This is a genomic window from Ferrovibrio sp. (assembly GCF_025869515.1).
GTDB lineage: Bacteria > Pseudomonadota > Alphaproteobacteria > Ferrovibrionales > Ferrovibrionaceae > Ferrovibrio.
The window spans coordinates 23100-41090 of record NZ_JAOZVR010000103.1 but is presented as its reverse complement, the minus strand read 5'-3'; the positions used below and the strand labels follow the sequence as shown (position 1 = coordinate 41090).

Annotated in this window: 18 protein-coding genes; 7 read left to right on the top strand and 11 right to left on the bottom strand. The window is 65.0% G+C overall.

Translation table 11 applies throughout. The features are described from left to right. Positions 1–78: 78 nt before the first annotated feature. From OJJ21_RS18130 to OJJ21_RS18105, 6 genes are all read right to left on the bottom strand, one after another. Entirely contained in the window at positions 79–1287 is a 1209-nt protein-coding gene (locus OJJ21_RS18130) for an ABC transporter substrate-binding protein (protein ID WP_297688420.1), read from the bottom strand. Positions 1288–1352: 65 nt separating this feature from the next. Further along, positions 1353–1937, bottom strand: a complete 585-nt coding sequence (locus tag OJJ21_RS18125; protein ID WP_297688418.1) for an amino acid synthesis family protein — start codon at positions 1935–1937, stop codon at positions 1353–1355. Between the two features lie 5 nt (positions 1938–1942). Beyond that, a complete protein-coding gene (locus tag OJJ21_RS18120) occupies positions 1943–2860 on the bottom strand; it encodes a UPF0280 family protein (RefSeq protein WP_297688416.1) in 918 nt (305 codons plus the stop codon). Then, positions 2857–4368, bottom strand: coding sequence for a 6-hydroxynicotinate reductase (locus OJJ21_RS18115; RefSeq protein WP_297688414.1), 1512 nt, complete (start codon positions 4366–4368; stop codon positions 2857–2859). The genes OJJ21_RS18120 and OJJ21_RS18115 overlap by 4 nt, the downstream gene beginning before the upstream one ends. 16 nt (positions 4369–4384) lie before the next feature. After that, the gene (locus OJJ21_RS18110) at positions 4385–7111 is read right to left on the bottom strand and encodes a molybdopterin cofactor-binding domain-containing protein (RefSeq protein WP_297688412.1); all 2727 of its coding nucleotides are present in this window, start codon (positions 7109–7111) and stop codon (positions 4385–4387) included. Positions 7112–7115: 4 nt separating this feature from the next. After that, positions 7116–7970 carry a xanthine dehydrogenase family protein subunit M gene (locus OJJ21_RS18105; RefSeq protein WP_297688410.1) on the bottom strand — a complete coding sequence of 285 codons (855 nt, stop codon included), beginning with the start codon at positions 7968–7970 and terminating at the stop codon, positions 7116–7118. 311 nt (positions 7971–8281) lie between these two features. Here OJJ21_RS18105 and OJJ21_RS18100 point away from each other — a divergent pair, with 311 nt between their 5' ends. Both OJJ21_RS18100 and OJJ21_RS18095 read left to right on the top strand, forming a co-directional pair. Next, a complete protein-coding gene (locus tag OJJ21_RS18100; RefSeq protein ID WP_297688409.1) occupies positions 8282–8764 on the top strand; it encodes a MarR family transcriptional regulator in 483 nt (160 codons plus the stop codon). Positions 8765–8820: 56 nt separating this feature from the next. Further along, a complete protein-coding gene (locus OJJ21_RS18095) occupies positions 8821–9717 on the top strand; it encodes a sterol desaturase family protein (protein WP_297688407.1) in 897 nt (298 codons plus the stop codon). A gap of 24 nt (positions 9718–9741) precedes the next feature. Here OJJ21_RS18095 and OJJ21_RS18090 read toward each other — a convergent pair whose 3' ends face one another. The 4 genes from OJJ21_RS18090 to OJJ21_RS18075 form a co-directional block, all read right to left on the bottom strand. Then, positions 9742–10200: a MarR family winged helix-turn-helix transcriptional regulator gene (locus tag OJJ21_RS18090; protein WP_297688405.1), complete on the bottom strand. Its 459-nt coding sequence runs from the start codon at positions 10198–10200 to the stop codon at positions 9742–9744. A 140-nt stretch (positions 10201–10340) separates the two neighbouring features. Beyond that, positions 10341–10901: a histidine phosphatase family protein gene (locus OJJ21_RS18085; RefSeq protein WP_297688403.1), complete on the bottom strand. Its 561-nt coding sequence runs from the start codon at positions 10899–10901 to the stop codon at positions 10341–10343. Positions 10902–10916: 15 nt separating this feature from the next. After that, positions 10917–11741 carry an MBL fold metallo-hydrolase gene (locus tag OJJ21_RS18080; protein WP_297688401.1) on the bottom strand — a complete coding sequence of 275 codons (825 nt, stop codon included), beginning with the start codon at positions 11739–11741 and terminating at the stop codon, positions 10917–10919. Between the two features lie 16 nt (positions 11742–11757). After that, positions 11758–12927 (bottom strand): M20 aminoacylase family protein, encoded by a 1170-nt coding sequence (locus OJJ21_RS18075; protein ID WP_297688399.1) that lies wholly within the window; start codon positions 12925–12927, stop codon positions 11758–11760. Positions 12928–13127: 200 nt separating this feature from the next. Here OJJ21_RS18075 and OJJ21_RS18070 point away from each other — a divergent pair, with 200 nt between their 5' ends. After that, complete coding sequence (locus OJJ21_RS18070) at positions 13128–14768, top strand: DEAD/DEAH box helicase (protein ID WP_366093284.1); 1641 nt, start codon at positions 13128–13130, stop codon at positions 14766–14768. A gap of 89 nt (positions 14769–14857) precedes the next feature. Continuing rightward, positions 14858–15100, top strand: coding sequence for an Lrp/AsnC ligand binding domain-containing protein (locus OJJ21_RS18065; RefSeq protein ID WP_297688396.1), 243 nt, complete (start codon positions 14858–14860; stop codon positions 15098–15100). A 6-nt stretch (positions 15101–15106) separates the two neighbouring features. Here the strand turns inward: OJJ21_RS18065 and OJJ21_RS18060 are convergent, their stop codons facing one another. After that, entirely contained in the window at positions 15107–15565 is a 459-nt protein-coding gene (locus OJJ21_RS18060; protein WP_297688394.1) for a hypothetical protein, read from the bottom strand. A 241-nt stretch (positions 15566–15806) separates the two neighbouring features. Here OJJ21_RS18060 and OJJ21_RS18055 point away from each other — a divergent pair, with 241 nt between their 5' ends. From OJJ21_RS18055 to OJJ21_RS18045, 3 genes are read left to right on the top strand one after another with little or no spacing between them, the layout of a single operon-like run. After that, positions 15807–16622: an SDR family NAD(P)-dependent oxidoreductase gene (locus tag OJJ21_RS18055; protein ID WP_297688392.1), complete on the top strand. Its 816-nt coding sequence runs from the start codon at positions 15807–15809 to the stop codon at positions 16620–16622. 22 nt (positions 16623–16644) lie between these two features. Then, the gene (locus tag OJJ21_RS18050) at positions 16645–17166 is read left to right on the top strand and encodes a MarR family transcriptional regulator (RefSeq protein WP_297688390.1); all 522 of its coding nucleotides are present in this window, start codon (positions 16645–16647) and stop codon (positions 17164–17166) included. Beyond that, positions 17163–17990: an enoyl-CoA hydratase family protein gene (locus OJJ21_RS18045; protein WP_297688388.1), complete on the top strand. Its 828-nt coding sequence runs from the start codon at positions 17163–17165 to the stop codon at positions 17988–17990. Before OJJ21_RS18050 ends, OJJ21_RS18045 begins: the two co-directional genes overlap by 4 nt. Position 17991 lies beyond the last annotated feature (1 nt).

Below are 17991 nucleotides of genomic sequence, written 5' to 3'. Positions count from 1 at the left end.
AAGCAATAAGGAAAGAGAAATTCAGGAGAGAAAGATGCCCTCCCGCCATTCATGCGGGAGGGCACAGTCGCGGCAGGCTCAGTCGGCCGGACGCATCTTGGCGACATCGGCATCCGACGGCAGGAACTTGGCGCCATCGGCGTAGTACCAGTCGGTCATGACGCCCTTGCCGTCCTTCAGCCCGATCTTGCCGACATAGGCACCCATCGTGGACTGATGGTCCTGGGGACGATAGGTGATGTTGCCGAGTGGGGTGCTGTGGGTCAGGCCCTTCATCGCCGCCACCAGCTTCTCGGTGTCGAGCGTGCCAGCCTTCTTGATCACGGCCGCAGCAGACTGCACGGTGGCATAGCCGACGATCGAACCCAGACGCGGATAGTCGTTGAACTTCTTCTGGTAGGCATCGGCAAACGCCTTATGCTCCGGCGTGTTGATGGCATACCAGGGATAGCCGGTGACCCACCAGCCGACCGGCGCTTCGTCCTTCAGCGGATCGAGATATTCCGGTTCGCCGGCGAGCAGGTTGAACACCGCGACATTCTTGAACAGATCGCGGGTCTGGCCTTCGCGCACGAACTTGGCGAGATCGGCGCCGAACAGCGACGAGAAGATCGCATCCGGCTTGGCGGCGGCAATGGCATCAGCCACCGCACCAGCTTCGATCTTGCCCAGCGGCGGCGCCTGCTCGATGACGAATTCGACATCGGGCTGTGCCGCCTTCATCAGCTGCTTGAAGGCTGCCGTGGCCGACTGACCGTATTCATAGTTCGGGTAAACGATGGCCCAGCGCTTTTTCTTCAGCTTGGCCGCTTCCGGCACCAGCATCGCCGTCTGCATGTAAGTCGAGGCGCGCAGGCGGAATGTGTACTTGTTGCCCTGGTCCCAGACGATCTTGTCGGTCAGCGGCTCGGCCGCGATGAACAGCGTCTTCTTCTCCTTGGCGAAGCTGGCAACCGCCAGACCGACATGCGAGGGGAAAGTGCCGATCAGGAATGACACCTTCTCGCGCGTCACCAGCTCCTCGGCGATACGCACGGCATCGCCGGGCGTGCCGTTATCGTCGCGGCTGACGATTTCCAGCTTCTTGCCCAGCAGACCGCCGCTGGCATTGATCTGTTCCACCGCTAATTCCCAGCCCTTCTTGTAGGGCTCGAGGAAGGCGGCGAAATTCTTGTAGGAATTCATCTCGCCGACTTTGATGGTGTCCTGCGCCTGCGCGCCGGATGTCAGACCGATCATCGCCGCACCGAATGCGGCACTCAGTTTCAACCAGCTTCTACGATCCATTTTCTGCCTCCTGTTGATCCCATGATTCCCGAATACGCGAACGCTAAACTTTTCTTCTGACGCAATTATCGCTGCCCATCCTCGCCCTTGATCTCATGGACCTGCAGGCCGCCGACCCGGGCATGCACGCGCCCGCCGGTGCTCATCGCCAGGATGAAGGCGATCTCGTTGTCGCGCGGCCCGTCGGCCACGCCGAATTCGATGGCATCGAAATGGCTGCGCACATAGGCGGCATTCACATGATGCAGCGGAATGTCGATCCGCGCACCCGGGCCGCCCACCTTGGTGGCCGAGGGCACGATGGCCCTGGCATTGCCGAGGATTTCGCGCATCGAATAGCCGCCGGGCACATGCCACAGCGCGCCATGCTCCAGCTCGCCGCCAGCGCCGATCAGGGCGCCCTTGCCATAGGCCTCGATCACCTTGGGATCGTTGCCGAGTGCGGCGACCAGGCGCCTGGTGAGGTCGAGACCGAGCGGCTTGAGCGCGTCCATCATCGGCGTGATGTCTTCGACATAGCGGCCAGCGTAAGGATTCTTCACGAAAGCGCCGATCACGCCCTTGCGCGGCGGCTTTGCTGCCTTCGGCCCACCGTCATGGAATGTATCTTCGGTGATGCAGACGATCTTGCGCACGTCGACCAGACTCATTTCCCCTACCCCGATACTTTCATGTCTTGCGGCGCTTGCTGTGCCGATGCCAGCAGCACCTCGCCGCCGACGGTTCTGGTCTCGCCCTGCAGCGACAAAAACGCGGCCTGAATCAGGCCGCTGCGGCGCAAATCTTGCGCGCGCGCCGCACCCGCCGACAAGGCTTCGTTGATCGCGAAAATCGGCAGTGTACCTACGGATACCGTGACCGGCAGCGCGCCGAGATCGCTGTCGTCCCGCAGAGAGTGTGCCGGCTGGCGGCGAATCATCTCATGCTCCACCGTCACCGCATTGGCGATGATGGTGGCGGCCGCATCGGCCTGCGCGGCGGTTTCGGCCAGCACGGTGACGGCATCGGCGATGCCGAGGGAAAACGAACGGCCGCGCCAACCGGAGGTAGCGATTCCGCACGACGGCTGCGCGGCGTTCAAGGTGGCAATGGCATCGAGATGCGGCAGGTCGGGATTGCACACCACGGCAGCACGCAGGGTTTCCTGGCCGGACAGATGGAAAGCGATATCGCCGCCATTGTTGACATAGGCTTTGGCCAGTTGCACGCCGGCCAGCATCGCCGCCAGCACTTCGTCGGCCACGGCACCGGCCACGGCGGCCATCGGCGTGATGAAGACCGTACGATATGGCCAGCAGGCCGCCGCCATGCGGCGCGCCACCGGGCCGCGGAACAACGGATGCGCCGGCCCGAGCGGTCGGCGCAGGTCATCCAGCTCGCCCGCCAGCGTTTCCAGGATATCCTGGAAACGCGCCACGGCCTGGTCATAAGCGCGCGCGACATCCGGCTGGGTGCCGAAAGCCTCGATCACCAGGTCGATCGGGCCATGCTGCAGATGCAGCCGGCGCGATATCCCATCGCGACCGACCAGCCAGGCGGCGGTGGGTCCAGTGGACGAAGATGGGCCGCTCACGGCTGTTCCTCGGCGGTGGGACGGCTGATCGGCCAGGGATTATCGTTGCGCCAGGCCTGCCTGCTCAGGCGTCCGGCCTGCAGCACGTCATCGAGCTGCACCACGTAGTCCATATGGCCGCCGAGCGCGGCATAGTCGTCGCGGCTCATGGTGAATTCGATCGGCGCCACCAGCGCCGGCGTCGGCACATAACCGAAGGAATTGTCCGGCATGCGCGCCACATCCACCATGTAGGTGATGCCGCCGCCGGGCCAGACATAGACCGGTGCGCCGCCGGAGGTGACGCGGGTCAGGCGATCCTTCACCGACAGCGTCAGCCGCACCGGGTTTTCAGTCACGCCGGCGCGCAGACTGCCGCCGGCACCGGCCATGAACAGCACGGTGCAGAGCGAAGGCTCGCAATTCTCGGCAATGCGGTCGACCACCTTGGTGATCGGCGCCGGCATCGCAGCCGGCTGCGGCTTCAGCGCATCATCCAGCACATACCAGGCGCTGTGCTCGCCGGTGGTGGAAACCATCAGCAGCTTCATGCCTGGCCAGGCCGTCTTCGGATCGATGCTTTCGATGATGTCGAGCGGATCGGACACATTGGTGCCGCCCCAGCCCAGCCCCGGCTCGGCGACCTGGAAATAGCGGCCGGGCGTGGATTTGCGGCCGCGCACGCGGATGCCGGACAGCGGCATGTCGAGGAAACGTCCGGCCTGGTGTTCGGTCAGCACGCCGGTGATGTGGTCATCGACCACGATCACCTCGTCGGCATGGCCGAGCCACTGCTTGGCGAAAATGCCGATGGTGGCCGAGCCGCAGCCGACGCGCATGCGCGCTTCCGGCTTGCCGTTGACCACCGGCGGCTGGCCGGCCTGCACGACCAGTTCGGCGCCGCCATCGATCTGCAGGGTAACGGCCTGCTTGTTGCACAAAGCCAGCAGGGCATCGCAGGTGACGGTGCCTTCCTTCTTGCTGCCGCCGGTCAGGTGATGCACGCCGCCGAGCGACAGCATCTGCGAACCGTATTCCGTGGTGGTGACATGGCCGATGGCCTCGCCGTTCACGCGCACCGCAGCCTGTTCGGGGCCGAGATAGCGGTCGGTGTCGATCTTCACCTTCACGCCGCAATAGCTGAAGATGCCTTCGGTCACCACGGTGACCATGTCGACGCCGTCATGCTGCGACGACACGATGAAAGGCGCCGGTTTGTAATCGGGATAGGTGGTGCCGGCACCGACGCCGGTGACGAAGGTGGCCGCGGCGAGTGCTGCCGGCGGCGGCGCGGCAACGCTGCCATTCCAGCCTTCGCTGCCCGAGAGGAATGGCACCACGGTGCCGGCCGAAGCCGCGCGTTCGGTGATCACCAGCGGATCGACGCGGGTCAGCACGCCCTCGACATTGGCATAGCGGTCGCAGGCACCGGCCTTGCCGGGCCGGATGCGGCAGAGCACCGGGCAGGCATCGCAGCGGACGACCTCGTCCTTGGGCGACGGTGCAGATGTGGCGACGGCCTGGCTCATGCGTGCCTCCCCTGTCCTATTCGGCTGCCAGCGGCAGATCTTTGAGCGCCGCATGCAGGCGATGCGGCAACACCGGCACTTCGGTGACGCGCACGCCGGTGGCATGGCGAATGGCGCCGAGGATGGCCGGTGCGGTCGGCACCAGACCGGGCTCGCCGACGCCCTTGGCGCCGAACGGGCCCAGCGGCTCGGCATCCTCGATCATGATCACGTCGATCTCGGGCACATCGCCCACGGTCGGGATCAGGTAGTCATGCAGGTTCTCGGTGCGGCCCGGCAGGTATTCCTCCATCAGCGCGAGGCCCAGCCCCTGCGCGATGCCGCCATGAATCTGGCCTTCCACCTGGGTGGGATTCACCGCCTTGCCCACGTCATGGGCGGCGATGATCTTCTTCACCTTGACTTTCCCAAGCTCCGTATCGACTTCGACCAATGCCATCTGGGCGGCAAAGCCGTAGGTGGCGTAGGGCACGCCCTGGCCATCCGCATCCAGCATGGTGGTCGGCGGATCGAAGCGGCCTTCACCCAGCAGCACATCGCCATCGGCATTCAGCCGGGGCAGCGTGGCAAGATCGAGCCGGCGCACGACGCCACTGTCTTCCACCGTCAGGACGGCACCATCAAAGTTGAGTTTCGCGCCGTCGCCGGCATTGGCCAGCCGCAGAATCTGCGCCCGCAGATCACGCGCCGCGATCTCGGTGGCCTTGCCCGACACGAAAGTCTGGCGCGAGGCCGAGGTCTTGCCGGCATCCTGGGTGCGGTCGGTATCGCCCATCACATAGTCGATGCGGTCCATGCCGACGCCGAGCGCATCGGCCACAATCTGCACGAAAATGGTGTTCGAGCCCTGCCCGATATCGACGGCGCCGTTGTAGTAGAACACGCGGCCGTCGGCGCGCAGCGCAATGCGCATGGTGGAAGGGTTGGAGATCGAGGTATTGCCCAGCCCGTACCACATGCAGCCGATGCCGATGCCGCGACGCACGGTCTTGCGGCGGGCATTGAAAGCCTCCACATCGGCGCCCAGCGCCTGCCAGTGCGGGCGGAGCGCCGCGATGCAGTCGGCCAGGCCGGCGGAATGTTCCAGCCTCTGGCTGGTGGCGGTCAGGTCGCCGGCGCGGATCGCGTTGATGTAGCGCATCTCCAGCCGGTCGATGCCGAGCCGGGCAGCCAGGTCATCCATCAGGGTCTCATGCGCGATGGCGGCCTGCGGCACACCGAAGCCGCGGAAGGCGCCCGAGGGCGGCGCATTGGTGAACAGCGCGCGGCTGCGGTTCTTCACATGCGGCACATGATAGGGACCGCTGGCATGCACCGGCACGCGGTTGGCCACGGTCGGGCCCCAGCTGGCATAGGCACCGGTATCGAAATCGGCTGCCGTTTCGACGGCGACAAGGCGGCCATCTTTCGCTGCGGCGAATTTCGCCGTGATGCGCGCCGGATGCCGCTTGGTGCTGGAGGCCATGCTTTCCGGCCGCGTATAGACGCAGGCGACGGGCTTACCCAGCGTCCAGGCCGCCAGCGCGATCAGCGGCTGCACCGAGACATCCAGCTTGCCGCCGAAGCCGCCGCCGCAGGCGGTCGGCACGATGCGCACGCGGTCGGGCGGCAGCTGCATGACGCTCGCCACCTCGTCGCGATCCATATAGGGCGCCTGGGTCGAGGCATGGATTTCGATACGGTCGCCGATGCGCACCGCCCAGCCGGCTTCCGGCTCGATATAGGCATGTTCGACGAAACTGGTCTGGAACAGACCTTCCGCCGTGGCGGCGGCTTCGGCAAATCCCTTCGCCACGTCGCCCTTGGTGACATTGCCGCGGATCAGCACATTCTCCGGCTTGTCGGCCTGCACCAGCCTGGCGCCCGGCGCGGCGGCAGCGATCACGCCGCTGACCGGTTCTTCCGGCACGTAATGGATCGGCAGCTCGTCGGGTTTCACGGCCTCGACCGCCTCACGCGGGCCGACCAGCGCCACCACGGCCTCGCCGCGATAGCGCACCAGCCCGTCAGCCAGCACCGGCTGGTCCTTGGTCTCGAAAATCGCAAAGCCGTTGCGCGGCACGTCAGCGGCGGTGAACACGCGCTCCAGGCCGTATTTGCGCATCACCTCGGAGAAATCGCCGAGCGTGAAGCTGGCGCGGGCATGCGGACTGCGGATGGCGCGCAGCCACAGCGCCTCATGCGGGATGTAATCGGCGCCGTATTTCTCGGTGCCCTCCACCTTCTGCACCCCATCGACTTTCAGGCTGCGCGCACCGACGGCAGTGCCGACCGGCGGCACCTCCGGCATATCCGGCGTCCGGGTGGCATCCAGCACGGCTTCGACGATCTTGCGATACCCGGTGCAGCGGCACAGCACGCCGCCGATGGCATCCATCACCTGCTGCTCATCGGGTTTGGACACTTCGGCCAGCAGATCGGTGGCCGCCATCAGCATGCCCGGTGTGCAGATGCCGCATTGCGCTGCGCCATGCTTGAGGAAAGCCCGCTGCAGGCGCGACAGCGCGCCATGTGCCTTCAGCCCTTCCACGGTGGCGATCGGCCGGCCGGCGGCCTGGCCCACGGCGGTGAGGCAGGAACAGACCTGCTTGCCGTCGATCATCACCGTGCAGGCGCCGCAATCGCCGGCATTGCAGCCGACCTTGGTGCCGGTCAGTCCGAGATCGTCGCGCAGCACGTCGCTCAGGCGTTTGGCCGGCGAGCCGTGATAGCTATGCGGTTTGCCGTTGACGATCAGCCGCATGGCTTCAGTTCCCCTTCTGCTTGCCGAGCATGGTCAAAGCCCGGCGCACCAGTACTGCTGCGGCTTCGCGGCGATAGCCGGCGCTGGCGCGGATGTCGTCGATCGGGTTCAGGCCCTCGAAATGCGCCGGTGCGACGCGGTTGGCCAGCGCCGCATTCAGGCGGCGGCCGATCAGTTCCGATTCGAGATACGACAGGCGTTGCGCCACCGCCGAACAGGCGCCGACCGCGACGCTGGCGGCGGAAACCACGTTATTCTCGACCTCCAGCACCACCGCCACCATAGCAATCGAGATCACCAGATATTCGCGGGCGCCGAGCTTGAGAAAGATGCTCTGCGCGTCTTTCTTCGGCCGGGGCACCAGGATGGCGGAGACCAGTTCGCCCGGCCTGAGCACGGTGCGGCGATTGCCGGTGATGAAATCGCCCAGCGGCAGTTCGCGCTTGCCGGCAGCGGCGCGGAGTTCAACCCGCGCCCGCATCGCCAGCAGCGGCGGCACGCTGTCGGCGGCCGGCGAGGCATTGCACAGATTTCCGGCCACGGTGGCCGCATTCTGGATCTGCACGCCGCCAATGGCGCGCGCCGCGGACCGCAACCCGTCGAACAGCGGCGGCAGCTCGGCGGCGGCCACATCGCTCCAAGTGGTAGTGGCGCCGATGCGCCAGCCCTCATCGGATGCGGTGATGCCGCGCAGGTCGGCGATCCCGGTGAGGTCGAGGATATCGTCATCGAGGGCGCGCCCGACGCGGACCGGATAGAAATCGGTGCCGCCGGCCAGAATCACCGGGGCATTGGTATTGGCGGCGCTCAGATGATCGAGCGCTTCGGCCAGACTCGTGGGACGCAGATACGACGCCATCGGTGTTGGGGCCTCCCGTCGGCATACAAACGCCACGCCCACCCCCGCAGGCCGATATCATTTGTACGCATATGATGCTGCGTCGCTGCCTCCAAAGAGTCAACGTCAAAATATAGGCAGGCGCTGCGCGGGAATGCGGCAGTGCAGCATGAATTGTCGAACGCCCGCAAGCAACAAAGCGCAAGCCGTGCTGCGCCGCTTTTTGCGTGGCACCCCGATGCAGACCGCCAGATTCCGCTTGAGGCCGGGATAATACTACGCTATGCGTATTATTAAACTACGCACTGCGTATCTTACTGGCGGCGACAGCGATGAACGATCTGGACAATGACGAGGCAACCCTGATCCTGCGCGGCGTGCTTTCCCTGGGCCGCCGCCTGCGGGCCGAACGGCCGGAAGGCGCCATCAGTCCCGCAGCGATTGCCCTGCTGGGCGCGCTCTATCGCCTGGGCCCGGTGCCGGCGGTACAACTCGCAGCCGAGCTGCACCTGCAGCCGCAATCCCTCACCCGCCTGCTCGACGCGCTGGAAGACAGTGACCTGATCACGCGCACACCAGGTGCGCATGACCGTCGCGAACGCATGATTGCGCTGACCCGTCGAGGCCGCGGTGCTTTTCTGGCCGATATGCGCGAACGGCGGCAATGGCTCAAAGCCGCCATGAGCGGGATGCTGACGGCACGCGAACGCGCGACGCTGTTGGAAGCCGCGCAGGTGATGCTCAGGCTGGCGGACTCCGCGCCTGTGGCAGAACTCGTTGCCGCCGCGGCGCGACGCCGCTCGGCGGCGGCCTAGAATCGTGGTGTCAGAATAACTGTCCGGCACGGGCAATTTCGGGGGGAGATACGTCCATGAGCAGCCTTGGATCCATGATGTCGCTCGTTTCCATAATTTCTCTCGGCCTGCTGGTAGGCCTCGGCCTCATCGAACTTGTCTGGATCAGGCTGATCCGACAGCACGGCTATCCCTGGGCCGATGTCGCCGCCTCCATCGGCATCAAGATCGGGCGACGCCTGGTCAAGCTGGCAACTGCCGGCCTGGTAGCACCAGTCTATTTCTGGGCCTGGGACCACCGGCTGTGGCATGTGTCGCTGAAAAGCGCGACGGGATGGGCGCTGGCTTTCCTGCTGGTGGAATTCGCCTATTACTGGCAGCACCGCATGCATCATGAGGTGCGCTGGATGTGGGCCGCGCACCGCACGCATCATTCGACCAACTGGTTCAACATCCTGACCACATCCCGCACCTCGGTGACCGGCCTGATCAGCGGCGACTGGCTGTTCTATGTGCCGCTCGCCTTCCTCGGCATCCATCCGCTCGCCATCTTCCTGATGATCGCCATCAACCTGACCTATCAGATCTGGCTGCACACCGAGCTGGTGCCGAAACTCGGGCCGCTCGAATGGGTGCTGAACACGCCGTCGCACCATCGCGTCCACCATGCGGTCAACCCGCGCTATCTCGACACCAACTATGGCGGCGTGCTGATCGTCTTCGACCGACTGTTCGGCACCTTCGCCGAGGAACGCGCGGACGATCCCTGCCGCTACGGGCTGGTCAAACCCGAGCGCAGCCGCAATCCGCTCGTCATCGTCTTCCGTGAATATGTTGCTATCGCCAGGGACCTGTGGCGCGCCAGGAGCCTGCGCGAGGCGACCGGCTATCTTTTCGGTCCGCCGGGCTGGTTGCCCGATGGCACCGGCGCAACAAGCCGGCGTATCCGCGCGACAGCCACTCCCTCGGCCTGACGCGGCCGAACCTGAAACCTGCCCTCAGGTCAGGCGCTTGAGCAGCGCAATGAACTGCTGCTGTTCCGCCGGGCTGAGCGGATCAAGCGTGGCCTTGCTGACTTTCGGCCCGTTGCTCAGCAGACGGCCGACCAGGTCGCGCCCCAGTCCGGTCAGGCTGAGGCAACGGCGGCGCTTGTCGTTCTTGTCCGGCCGGTGCGAGATCAGCTTGCGCAGGGTCAGGCGGCGGATCACACCCTGAATGGTGGCCGGGTCCATCGCGGTGAGCCGGCCGAGATGGTTCTGCGACAGCTCGCCCATTTCATACAGCTTCACCAGCGCCGCATATTGCGTGGTGGTGATCTGTTCGTCGCCGATCATGGCCAGGAACAGCGCGGTATGGCGCTGATGCGCCCGGCGGATCAGATGGCCGACCTGATCCTCCAGCACATAGCCGTCGGGCATGGCGGCGGGCTCGGCCTTGATCTCGGGTTTCACATTCATGCGCCGCTCATTTCGCTGCACTGTTGCGACCCCAATCTAGCCGGTTCGCTCCGTCCGGGCCAAGGCATTCAGGCCCGGCTCTGCCAGAACAGACGTTATGCCGCGGTTATGCATACGCTGTCGTGTCGCCAATGCCTGTTCTACAGGACCTTGGTCGAAGCCTCGGTGCCGCGCGACACCACGGCCAGGCCACGCATGCTGGTCTCGACCACCGTGCAGGAACAGTAATCGGGCTGCATCACCACCATGCGGTCGTCGTTCATCGCCGCGCTCATCGCTGCGTTGATGACCATGAAATGGGTGAAGATCACGGTATCGCTGCGGCAGGATTTCAGCATGCCGATCAGTCCCTCGCGCCATGCGCGGATGATCGACGGCTGAACGGAGATACGCTGATTGGCGATCTGCTGCAGCCATGGCCCACGCGCCTTGATGCCCTGTTCGGCGATCTCCTGCGGCGTCGGGATTTCGGAAAAGGCCGCGCTCACCTCCGGCACAATGCCCCAGCGGTTGGCCAGCGGCAGGGCGGTCTCGCGCGCCCGTTCCATCGGCGAGGTGTAGATCGGCATCGGCCCGAGCTTTTCCAGCTCGAGCGCCAGATCGACCGCCGCCTCCTTGCCGTCTTCCGACAGGCTGGGATCGGGATCTTCGTCGAACCGCGACGCGGCCTTGGCATGACGTACCAGATAAATACGAGACATATCCCCGCCCCTCCCCTAGAGCAGATTCACGCGCATGTTCTCACGCGCGACCATGGCACCGGACCAAAGCTGTCTCGCCTCGGCTTCCAGTTCCTCCATGAACAGATCCTCATGATCGGGATCGTGATGGAAAATCGCAAGCGTCTTGGCCCCGGCGGCGCGGCACAGCCGCACCCCTTCCTGCCAGGTCGAATGGCCCCAGCCGATGTGATCCTCGAATTCCTTGTCGGTATAGGTGCTGTCGTAGATCACCAGATCGGCGCCCTCGATCAGCCCGAGGATATTCTGGTCCGGCTTGCCCGGCACATGCTCGGTATCGGTGACATAGCACAGGGCCTTGCCGCCATATTCGAACCGGTAACCCGTGGCGCCGTCAGGATGATTCAGCGGCGTGGTGCGCACCTTGATCTTGTCGCCTAGATCGAAGCTGTCGCCGGCGCGGAAATCGACGCTGTCGATCTGCGCGCCCATCTTGCTCAGCGGCACCGGAAAGAACGGCTGCGCCATCTGCGACTGCAGGGCATTGCCGATGCCGCCTTTGTCGGAGAGATGGCCGGCATGGATGGTGAAATGCCGGTCCGGCTTGAAGGCCGGCGAGAAAAACGGAAAGCCGTTGATGTGATCCCAGTGCGTGTGCGACAGGAAGATGTCGCCCTGCATCACGTTACGCCGCAGCAGCCAGTGGCCGAGATTGCGGATGCCGGTGCCGGCATCGAGAATGACGACACGGTGGCCGATCTTCAGTTCGACGCAGGAGGTATTGCCACCGAAGCCGATATGGCGCGGCGACGGCGTGGCGATACTGCCGCGGACGCCCCAGAACTTCACCTTGAAGCTCATGCTGCGTCCGCCCGCCTCAGGAAACCGGCAATGCCAGCTCGACCAGGCGCGACCAGTAACTGGCGCCGATCGGCAGCACGTCGTCGTTGAAGTCATAGCGCGGGTTGTGAACCATGCAGCTGCTCTCGCCGGCACCGTTGCCGACCCAGACATAAGCGCCAGGCTTCTCGCGCAGCATCCAGGCGAAATCTTCCGCCCCCATGCTGGGATTGAGGTTGCGCAGCACGTTCTCGGTGCCGACGACCGCCGCCGCCGCCCTGGCGGCCAGCTCGGTTTCATCGGCCGTGTTGATGGTGGGCGGGTAGCGGCGCTGGTAGTCCACCGTGGCGCTGGCGCCATGGGCGGCGGCGATGCCGGTCGCGATCTGTTTCAGCCGGCTCTCGATCATGTCCTGCACCTCGGGCAGGAAGGCGCGCGTGGTGCCGGCGATCATCACGTCTTCCGGAATCACGTTGGTGGTCTGTCCGCCCTGGATCTGGCAGCAGCTCACCACCGCCGAATGCATCGGATCGACATTGCGGCCGACGATATGCTGCAGCGCCATCACGATCTCGGCGGCGATCAGCACCGGATCGACGCCACGATGCGGATAGGCGCCATGGGCGCCGACGCCCTTCACCTTGATCCAGAACATGTCGGCCGAGGCCATCATCGGGCCGACGCGCACGCCGAACTGTCCGACGTCGACGCCGGGCATGTTGTGCATGCCGAACACGGTCTCGCAGGGGAACTTCTCGAACAGGCCCTCGTCCACCATCACCTTGCCGCCGGCGAGATTCTCCTCGGCCGGCTGGAAGATGAAATGCACGATGCCGTCGAAATTCTTCGCCTTGGCCAGATGCTGGGCAGCGCCGAGCAGCATGATGGTATGGCCATCATGGCCGCAGCCATGCATCTTGCCCTCATGCCTGGACTTGTGGCCGAACTCGTTCATCTCGATCAGGTCGAGCGCATCCATATCGGCGCGCAGCCCGATGGCGCGGTTGCCGGTGCCCGCCTTCAGCGTGCCGACCACCCCGGTCTTGGCCAGGCCGCGATGCACCGGCATGCCGAAAGACTCCAGCGTCCTGGCCACGAAATCGGCAGTGCGATGCTCCTCGAAGGCGGTTTCGGGGTGCATATGCAGATCACGACGCCAGGCAGTGAGCTGTGCCTTGTTGGCGACGATCTCGTCGATCAGTTTCATCAGGGAGTGCTCCGCCAGGAAGATCTATTGGGGAAAATGGTGAAGTTTAGGACGATAACCGATTGATTTTGCTCTTTCCACCTGCATAAGGGGGCATTGACTCAGGGGAACTCCTGTGGTCTTGTCCGCCCGCGGACGCCGTGCATCTTGCGCTGGCAGTTCTAATAACGCGGAAATCCATGGATTTTGAAAGTTTGGGCTTGAGCGAGCCGGTCCTCAAGGCCGTCGCCGATGCCGGGTACACCAAGCCCACCCCGATTCAGGCTCAGGCCATCCCCATCGTACTGATGGGACGCGACGTGCTCGGCACGGCGCAGACCGGCACCGGCAAGACCGCCGGCTTCACCCTGCCGCTGATCGACATCCTGGCCGGCGGCCGCGCCCGTGCGCGCATGCCGCGCGCCCTTATCCTCGAACCGACCCGCGAACTGGCCGACCAGGTCGCCCAGAGCTTCGACAAATACGGCAAGAATTCCCCGCTTTCGATGGCACTGCTGATCGGCGGCGTGAACTACACCGAGCAGGAAAAGCTGCTCGATCGCGGCGTCGACGTGCTGATCGCCACGCCGGGCCGCCTGATCGACCATTTCGAGCGCGGCAAGGTCATGCTGACCGGCGTGCAGATCTTCGTCATCGACGAAGCCGACCGCATGCTGGATATGGGCTTCATGCCCGATATCGAACGGATCGGCAAAATGCTGCCGCCGCTGCGCCAGACCCTGTTCTTCTCGGCCACCATGGCGGCCGACATGCGCAAGCTGGCCGATAAATTCCTGAGCAACCCGAAGGAAATCGAGGTTGCGCGTCAGGCCACGACGGCTGAATCCATCGCCCAGTTCCAGATCCTGGTGCCGCACCGCCTGAAGCGCGAAGCGCTGCGCACGCTGATCCGCAACGAGGATGTGAAGAACGCCATCATCTTCTGCAATCGCAAGCGCGACGTGGATATCCTGGCGAAATCGCTGGCCCGCCACGGCTTCGACGCCCAGCCGCTGCATGGCGACATGGACCAGTCGGTGCGCACCGCGACGCTGGAAAAGTTCAAGCGTGGCGAGATCGGCATTCTGGTTGCCTCCGACGTCGCCGCCCGCGGCCTCGACGTGCAGGGCCTGACCCATGTGTTCAATTTCGACGTCCCGACCCATCCGGAAGACTACGTGCACCGCATCGGCCGCACCGGCCGCGCCGGCATGAACGGCCGCGCCTTCACGCTGGTCGCCGGCGAGGACGGCAAATATCTCTCCGCCATTACCAGGCTGATCCAGCGCGACATCCCGGTGATGGAACTGCATGGCTTTGCCCATGACTCGAGCGATGTCGCCGGCGATGCCGCCGACGAACGCAGCGAGCGTGGCGAACGGGATCGCAAGGGCGGCCGTGGCCGCGGCGGCCGGGATCGCGCAGGCGATCGCAGCCGCGCCCGTGATCGCAGCCGTGAACCGCGCGCCAGCGATGCCTCGATGGAACCGGCAACGATTACCGCAGCGTCTGAAGTCGAGCAGCCCGCCGCCGAGCCGGTTGAGACCGTGGCCGTGGCCCGTGAGGAGCGCAAGCCGCGCCAGCGTGCGCGCCGCGACCGCTCGCGCCAGGACCGCCCCGCACAGGCGGACCAGCAGGCGCGTACCGAACAGCCCCGCCCGGAGCAGCCCCGTTCGGAGCAACCCCGTCCCGAACAATCCCGGGCCGAACAGCCGCGCGAAGCCCGCCGCGACCGCAACGATCGCGACCGCAGCAATGATCGCGGCCGCCGCGATCATCGCGAGGATCGCGAGCCGCCGGTGGTTGGCATGGGCGACCATGTCCCCGACTTCCTGCTGCGCCCGAGCCGCAGGGCATCCTGACCTGACCGGCTGCCGCCCGATCCGGGCAGATTGCGGCCTGCTGCGAACTTCGATTACAGTCGCGCCAGGACGAGGAAACGGAGCCGGCGATGCAGACGATTTTCGTGATGGTGAAATGCGAGCTGGGCCGCGCCTATGACGTGGCGGTAAAGGCTGTCGAGGAGGTCGAACAGGTCTCCGAGGTGCATTCGATTTCCGGCCAGTACGACCTGATGATGAAATGCTATCTGCCCGACGGGCAGGACATCGGTCATTTCGTGGTCAACAAGCTGCAGACCATCACCGGCGTGAAGGACACCTTCACGCTCATCACCTTCAAGGCCTTCAGCTAAACGGATTTAACGCGGTCGCCCGCCGGCCTGGCGCGGCGCGGCGGTTACCGTGCTGCCGGTCGACGGCGCCACCGTCATGTCGACCTTCGAGCCATACAGCGTCGAGCGCGTGATCAGCACGGAGGCCACGCGGTCGCCGCCGCTCGACAGGAAGGTGAGCTGGCTGGCTTCGGCGCGCACCACCGCCACCTCGGTCCAGCCGTAATTGCCCATTTCGCGGCGGATGAAATCGAACATCTGGTCGGCCGAGGAGCCGATGCTGTAGGACAGCCGGCCGATCCAGCGGTCGCCCTCGCCCAGGATGATGGTGCGGTTGGAATCCAGCGAATAGCCGTCGGGCAATGCCACGCCGGCGATCTGCGTCGGCGGACCGCTGCCGGGCGAACTGGAATCCGCAGTCTTGCTGGCACTGCTGTTCCAGACCGACGAACAGCCGGCTACACCGCCGATCACCGCGACAAGCATAAGAACCCGGGCGAACCGGTTATATCCCAAGCCTGCAACCTTCATCTGCGCTCGACGTCCCCCAGCGAATCGGTAATCACTTTATTTACCATACTCGCCCGGACAAGTCGCCTTCGCCCTGCCCGGTACTAGCAGGCCGTGTTTGATACCGCGACCAGTGAAGACTCTGGCTTGTCGCTGCTCCCAATTTATTTTATACTTAAAATAATATCACCGGACACCACCAACCGGGGAGCAGCAGGTGAACGAGCAGTCCAAGGCATCTGTGGCAGCCGACCGGGCTTTCACCGGCCAGCATGTGCTGGTCACCGGTGCAAGCCGCGGCATCGGCTGGTCGATCGCGCAGGCATTCGCCGCGCGCGGCGCCACGCTCAGTCTCGCCGGCCGCGATGCCGCCCTGCTGGAACAGCGCCGCGCCGCGCTGAACACCTCCGGCGCTTCAAACCACACAGCCTTTTCCGCCGACCTTGCCGATGCCGAGGCCGCAACCGCAATGGTGCGCCATGCCGTGGCCGCCCACGGCCCGGTCGATATCCTGGTCAACAATGCCGGCTATGGCGCCAGCCAGCCCTTCGCGAAAATGACGGCCGAACACTGGAACCAGATGCTGGGCATCAACCTGTCCGGCGTGTTCCATGTCACACGCGCAGCCATCGACGGCATGCTGCCGCGCAAATCCGGCCGCATTATCAACATTGCCTCCACGGCCGGCCTCACCGGCTATGCCTATGTCGCGGCTTACGTGGCCGCCAAGCATGGCGTGGTCGGCCTGACCCGGGCTCTGGCGCGCGAATATGCCACGGCCGGCATCACCGTGAATGCCGTCTGCCCCGGCTATGTCGATACCGACATGACGGCGACAACCATCGAGACCATCGTCAGGAAAACCGGGCGCAGTGCCGAAGCGGCGCGCGCCGAACTGGCCAAAAGCAATCCGCAGGGCCGTTTGATCCAGCCGGAGGAAGTCGCCGATGCGGTGCTCTGGCTGGCGGGTGCCGGGGCAGCGTCGGTGACCGGCCAGTGCATCGCCATCGCTGGGGGAGAAGTCATGCCATGAGCGGATGCGGGAAAGGCAAACCATGAGTGAAGTCCGTCAGCCGGTACCGGCGAATGACCGCGAGACTGCGGCCAACCGCGACGACAAGCTGGAACTGCGGCTGTGGCTGCGGCTGCTCACCTGCTCCAGCCTGATCGAACAGAATGTACGCGGCGCACTGCGTCTGCAGTTCGACACCACCCTGCCCCGCTTCGACCTGCTGGCCCAGCTCGATCGCGCGCCGGACGGCCTGACCATGAGCGAGCTGTCGGCCCGCATGATGGTCTCGAACGGCAATATCACCGGCCTGGCCGACCGCCTGGCGGAAGAAGGTCTGGTCAAGCGCACGCCGTCGCAGCGCGACCGCCGTTCCAGCCATATCAGCCTGACGCCGGCCGGCAAGAAGGCCTTCGACACCATGACGCCGGTGCATGAGGGCTGGATCGACCGGATGATGGCGGGCCTGAGCCGCCAGGAGATGCAGCAGCTGTTCCAGCTGCTCGGCAAACTGAAGCAGTCGGTGCACCAGAACGCCGTCGAAGCCGATGAGGGAGACAAGGTGTGAGCACGCTGGGCAAGGATTTCAAACCGAAGCATTTCGGCTGGTCGGTCGATGACAAGGTGGCGACCGTCACGCTGAACCGGCCCGAGCGCAAGAATCCGCTGACCTTCGACTCCTACGCCGAACTGCGCGACACCTTCCGTGCGCTCAATACCGTCAGCGATGTGAAGACCGTGGTGATCACCGGCGAAGGCGGCAATTTCTGCTCCGGCGGCGATGTGCATGAGATCATCGGCCCGCTGGTGAAAATGAAAGACGCCGGCGACATGCAGGGCCTGCTTGCCTTCACCCGCATGACCGGTGATCTGGTGAAAGCCATCCAGCATTGCCCGCAGCCGGTGATCGCCGCCGTCGACGGCATCTGCGCGGGCGCCGGCGCGATCCTCGCCATGGCTTCCGATCTGCGCCTTGCGACGGCCCGCACCAAGACCGCCTTCCTGTTCGTGCGCGTCGGACTCGCCGGCGCCGATATGGGGGCCTGCAACATCCTGCCGCGCATCATCGGCAGCGGTCGCGCCGCCGAGCTGCTCTATACCGGCCGCAGCATGAGCGCCGAGGAAGGCGAACGCTGGGGCTTCTTCAACCGGCTGGTGGCGCCCGAACAGGTGCTGGCCGAGGCACAGGCGCTGGCTGCCGAGATCGCGGCCGGCCCGACCTTCGCGCATGGCATCACCAAGACCTGCCTGCACCAGGAGTGGTCAATGGATCTGGATGCCGCCATCGAGGCCGAGGCGCAGGCGCAGGCGATCTGCATGCAGACGCAGGATTTCGCCCGCGCCTATCATGCCTTCGTCGCCAAGCAGAAACCGGTCTTCGAGGGCAACTGAG

What these genes read in the sequence shown, in the direction of transcription:
- OJJ21_RS18130 (WP_297688420.1), bottom strand. Translation starts at nt 1,287, where the DNA reads ATGGATCGTAGAAGCTGGTTGAAACTGAGTGCCGCATTCGGTGCGGCG.
- OJJ21_RS18125 (WP_297688418.1), bottom strand. Translation starts at nt 1,937, where the DNA reads ATGAGTCTGGTCGACGTGCGCAAGATCGTCTGCATCACCGAAGATACA.
- OJJ21_RS18115 (WP_297688414.1), bottom strand. Translation starts at nt 4,368, where the DNA reads ATGAGCCAGGCCGTCGCCACATCTGCACCGTCGCCCAAGGACGAGGTC.
- OJJ21_RS18110 (WP_297688412.1), bottom strand. Translation starts at nt 7,111, where the DNA reads ATGCGGCTGATCGTCAACGGCAAACCGCATAGCTATCACGGCTCGCCG.
- OJJ21_RS18105 (WP_297688410.1), bottom strand. Translation starts at nt 7,970, where the DNA reads ATGGCGTCGTATCTGCGTCCCACGAGTCTGGCCGAAGCGCTCGATCAT.
- OJJ21_RS18100 (WP_297688409.1), top strand. Translation starts at nt 8,282, where the DNA reads ATGAACGATCTGGACAATGACGAGGCAACCCTGATCCTGCGCGGCGTG.
- OJJ21_RS18095 (WP_297688407.1), top strand. Translation starts at nt 8,821, where the DNA reads ATGAGCAGCCTTGGATCCATGATGTCGCTCGTTTCCATAATTTCTCTC.
- OJJ21_RS18090 (WP_297688405.1), bottom strand. Translation starts at nt 10,200, where the DNA reads ATGAATGTGAAACCCGAGATCAAGGCCGAGCCCGCCGCCATGCCCGAC.
- OJJ21_RS18085 (WP_297688403.1), bottom strand. Translation starts at nt 10,901, where the DNA reads ATGTCTCGTATTTATCTGGTACGTCATGCCAAGGCCGCGTCGCGGTTC.
- OJJ21_RS18080 (WP_297688401.1), bottom strand. Translation starts at nt 11,741, where the DNA reads ATGAGCTTCAAGGTGAAGTTCTGGGGCGTCCGCGGCAGTATCGCCACG.
- OJJ21_RS18075 (WP_297688399.1), bottom strand. Translation starts at nt 12,927, where the DNA reads ATGAAACTGATCGACGAGATCGTCGCCAACAAGGCACAGCTCACTGCC.
- OJJ21_RS18065 (WP_297688396.1), top strand. Translation starts at nt 14,858, where the DNA reads ATGCAGACGATTTTCGTGATGGTGAAATGCGAGCTGGGCCGCGCCTAT.
- OJJ21_RS18060 (WP_297688394.1), bottom strand. Translation starts at nt 15,565, where the DNA reads ATGCTTGTCGCGGTGATCGGCGGTGTAGCCGGCTGTTCGTCGGTCTGG.
- OJJ21_RS18050 (WP_297688390.1), top strand. Translation starts at nt 16,645, where the DNA reads ATGAGTGAAGTCCGTCAGCCGGTACCGGCGAATGACCGCGAGACTGCG.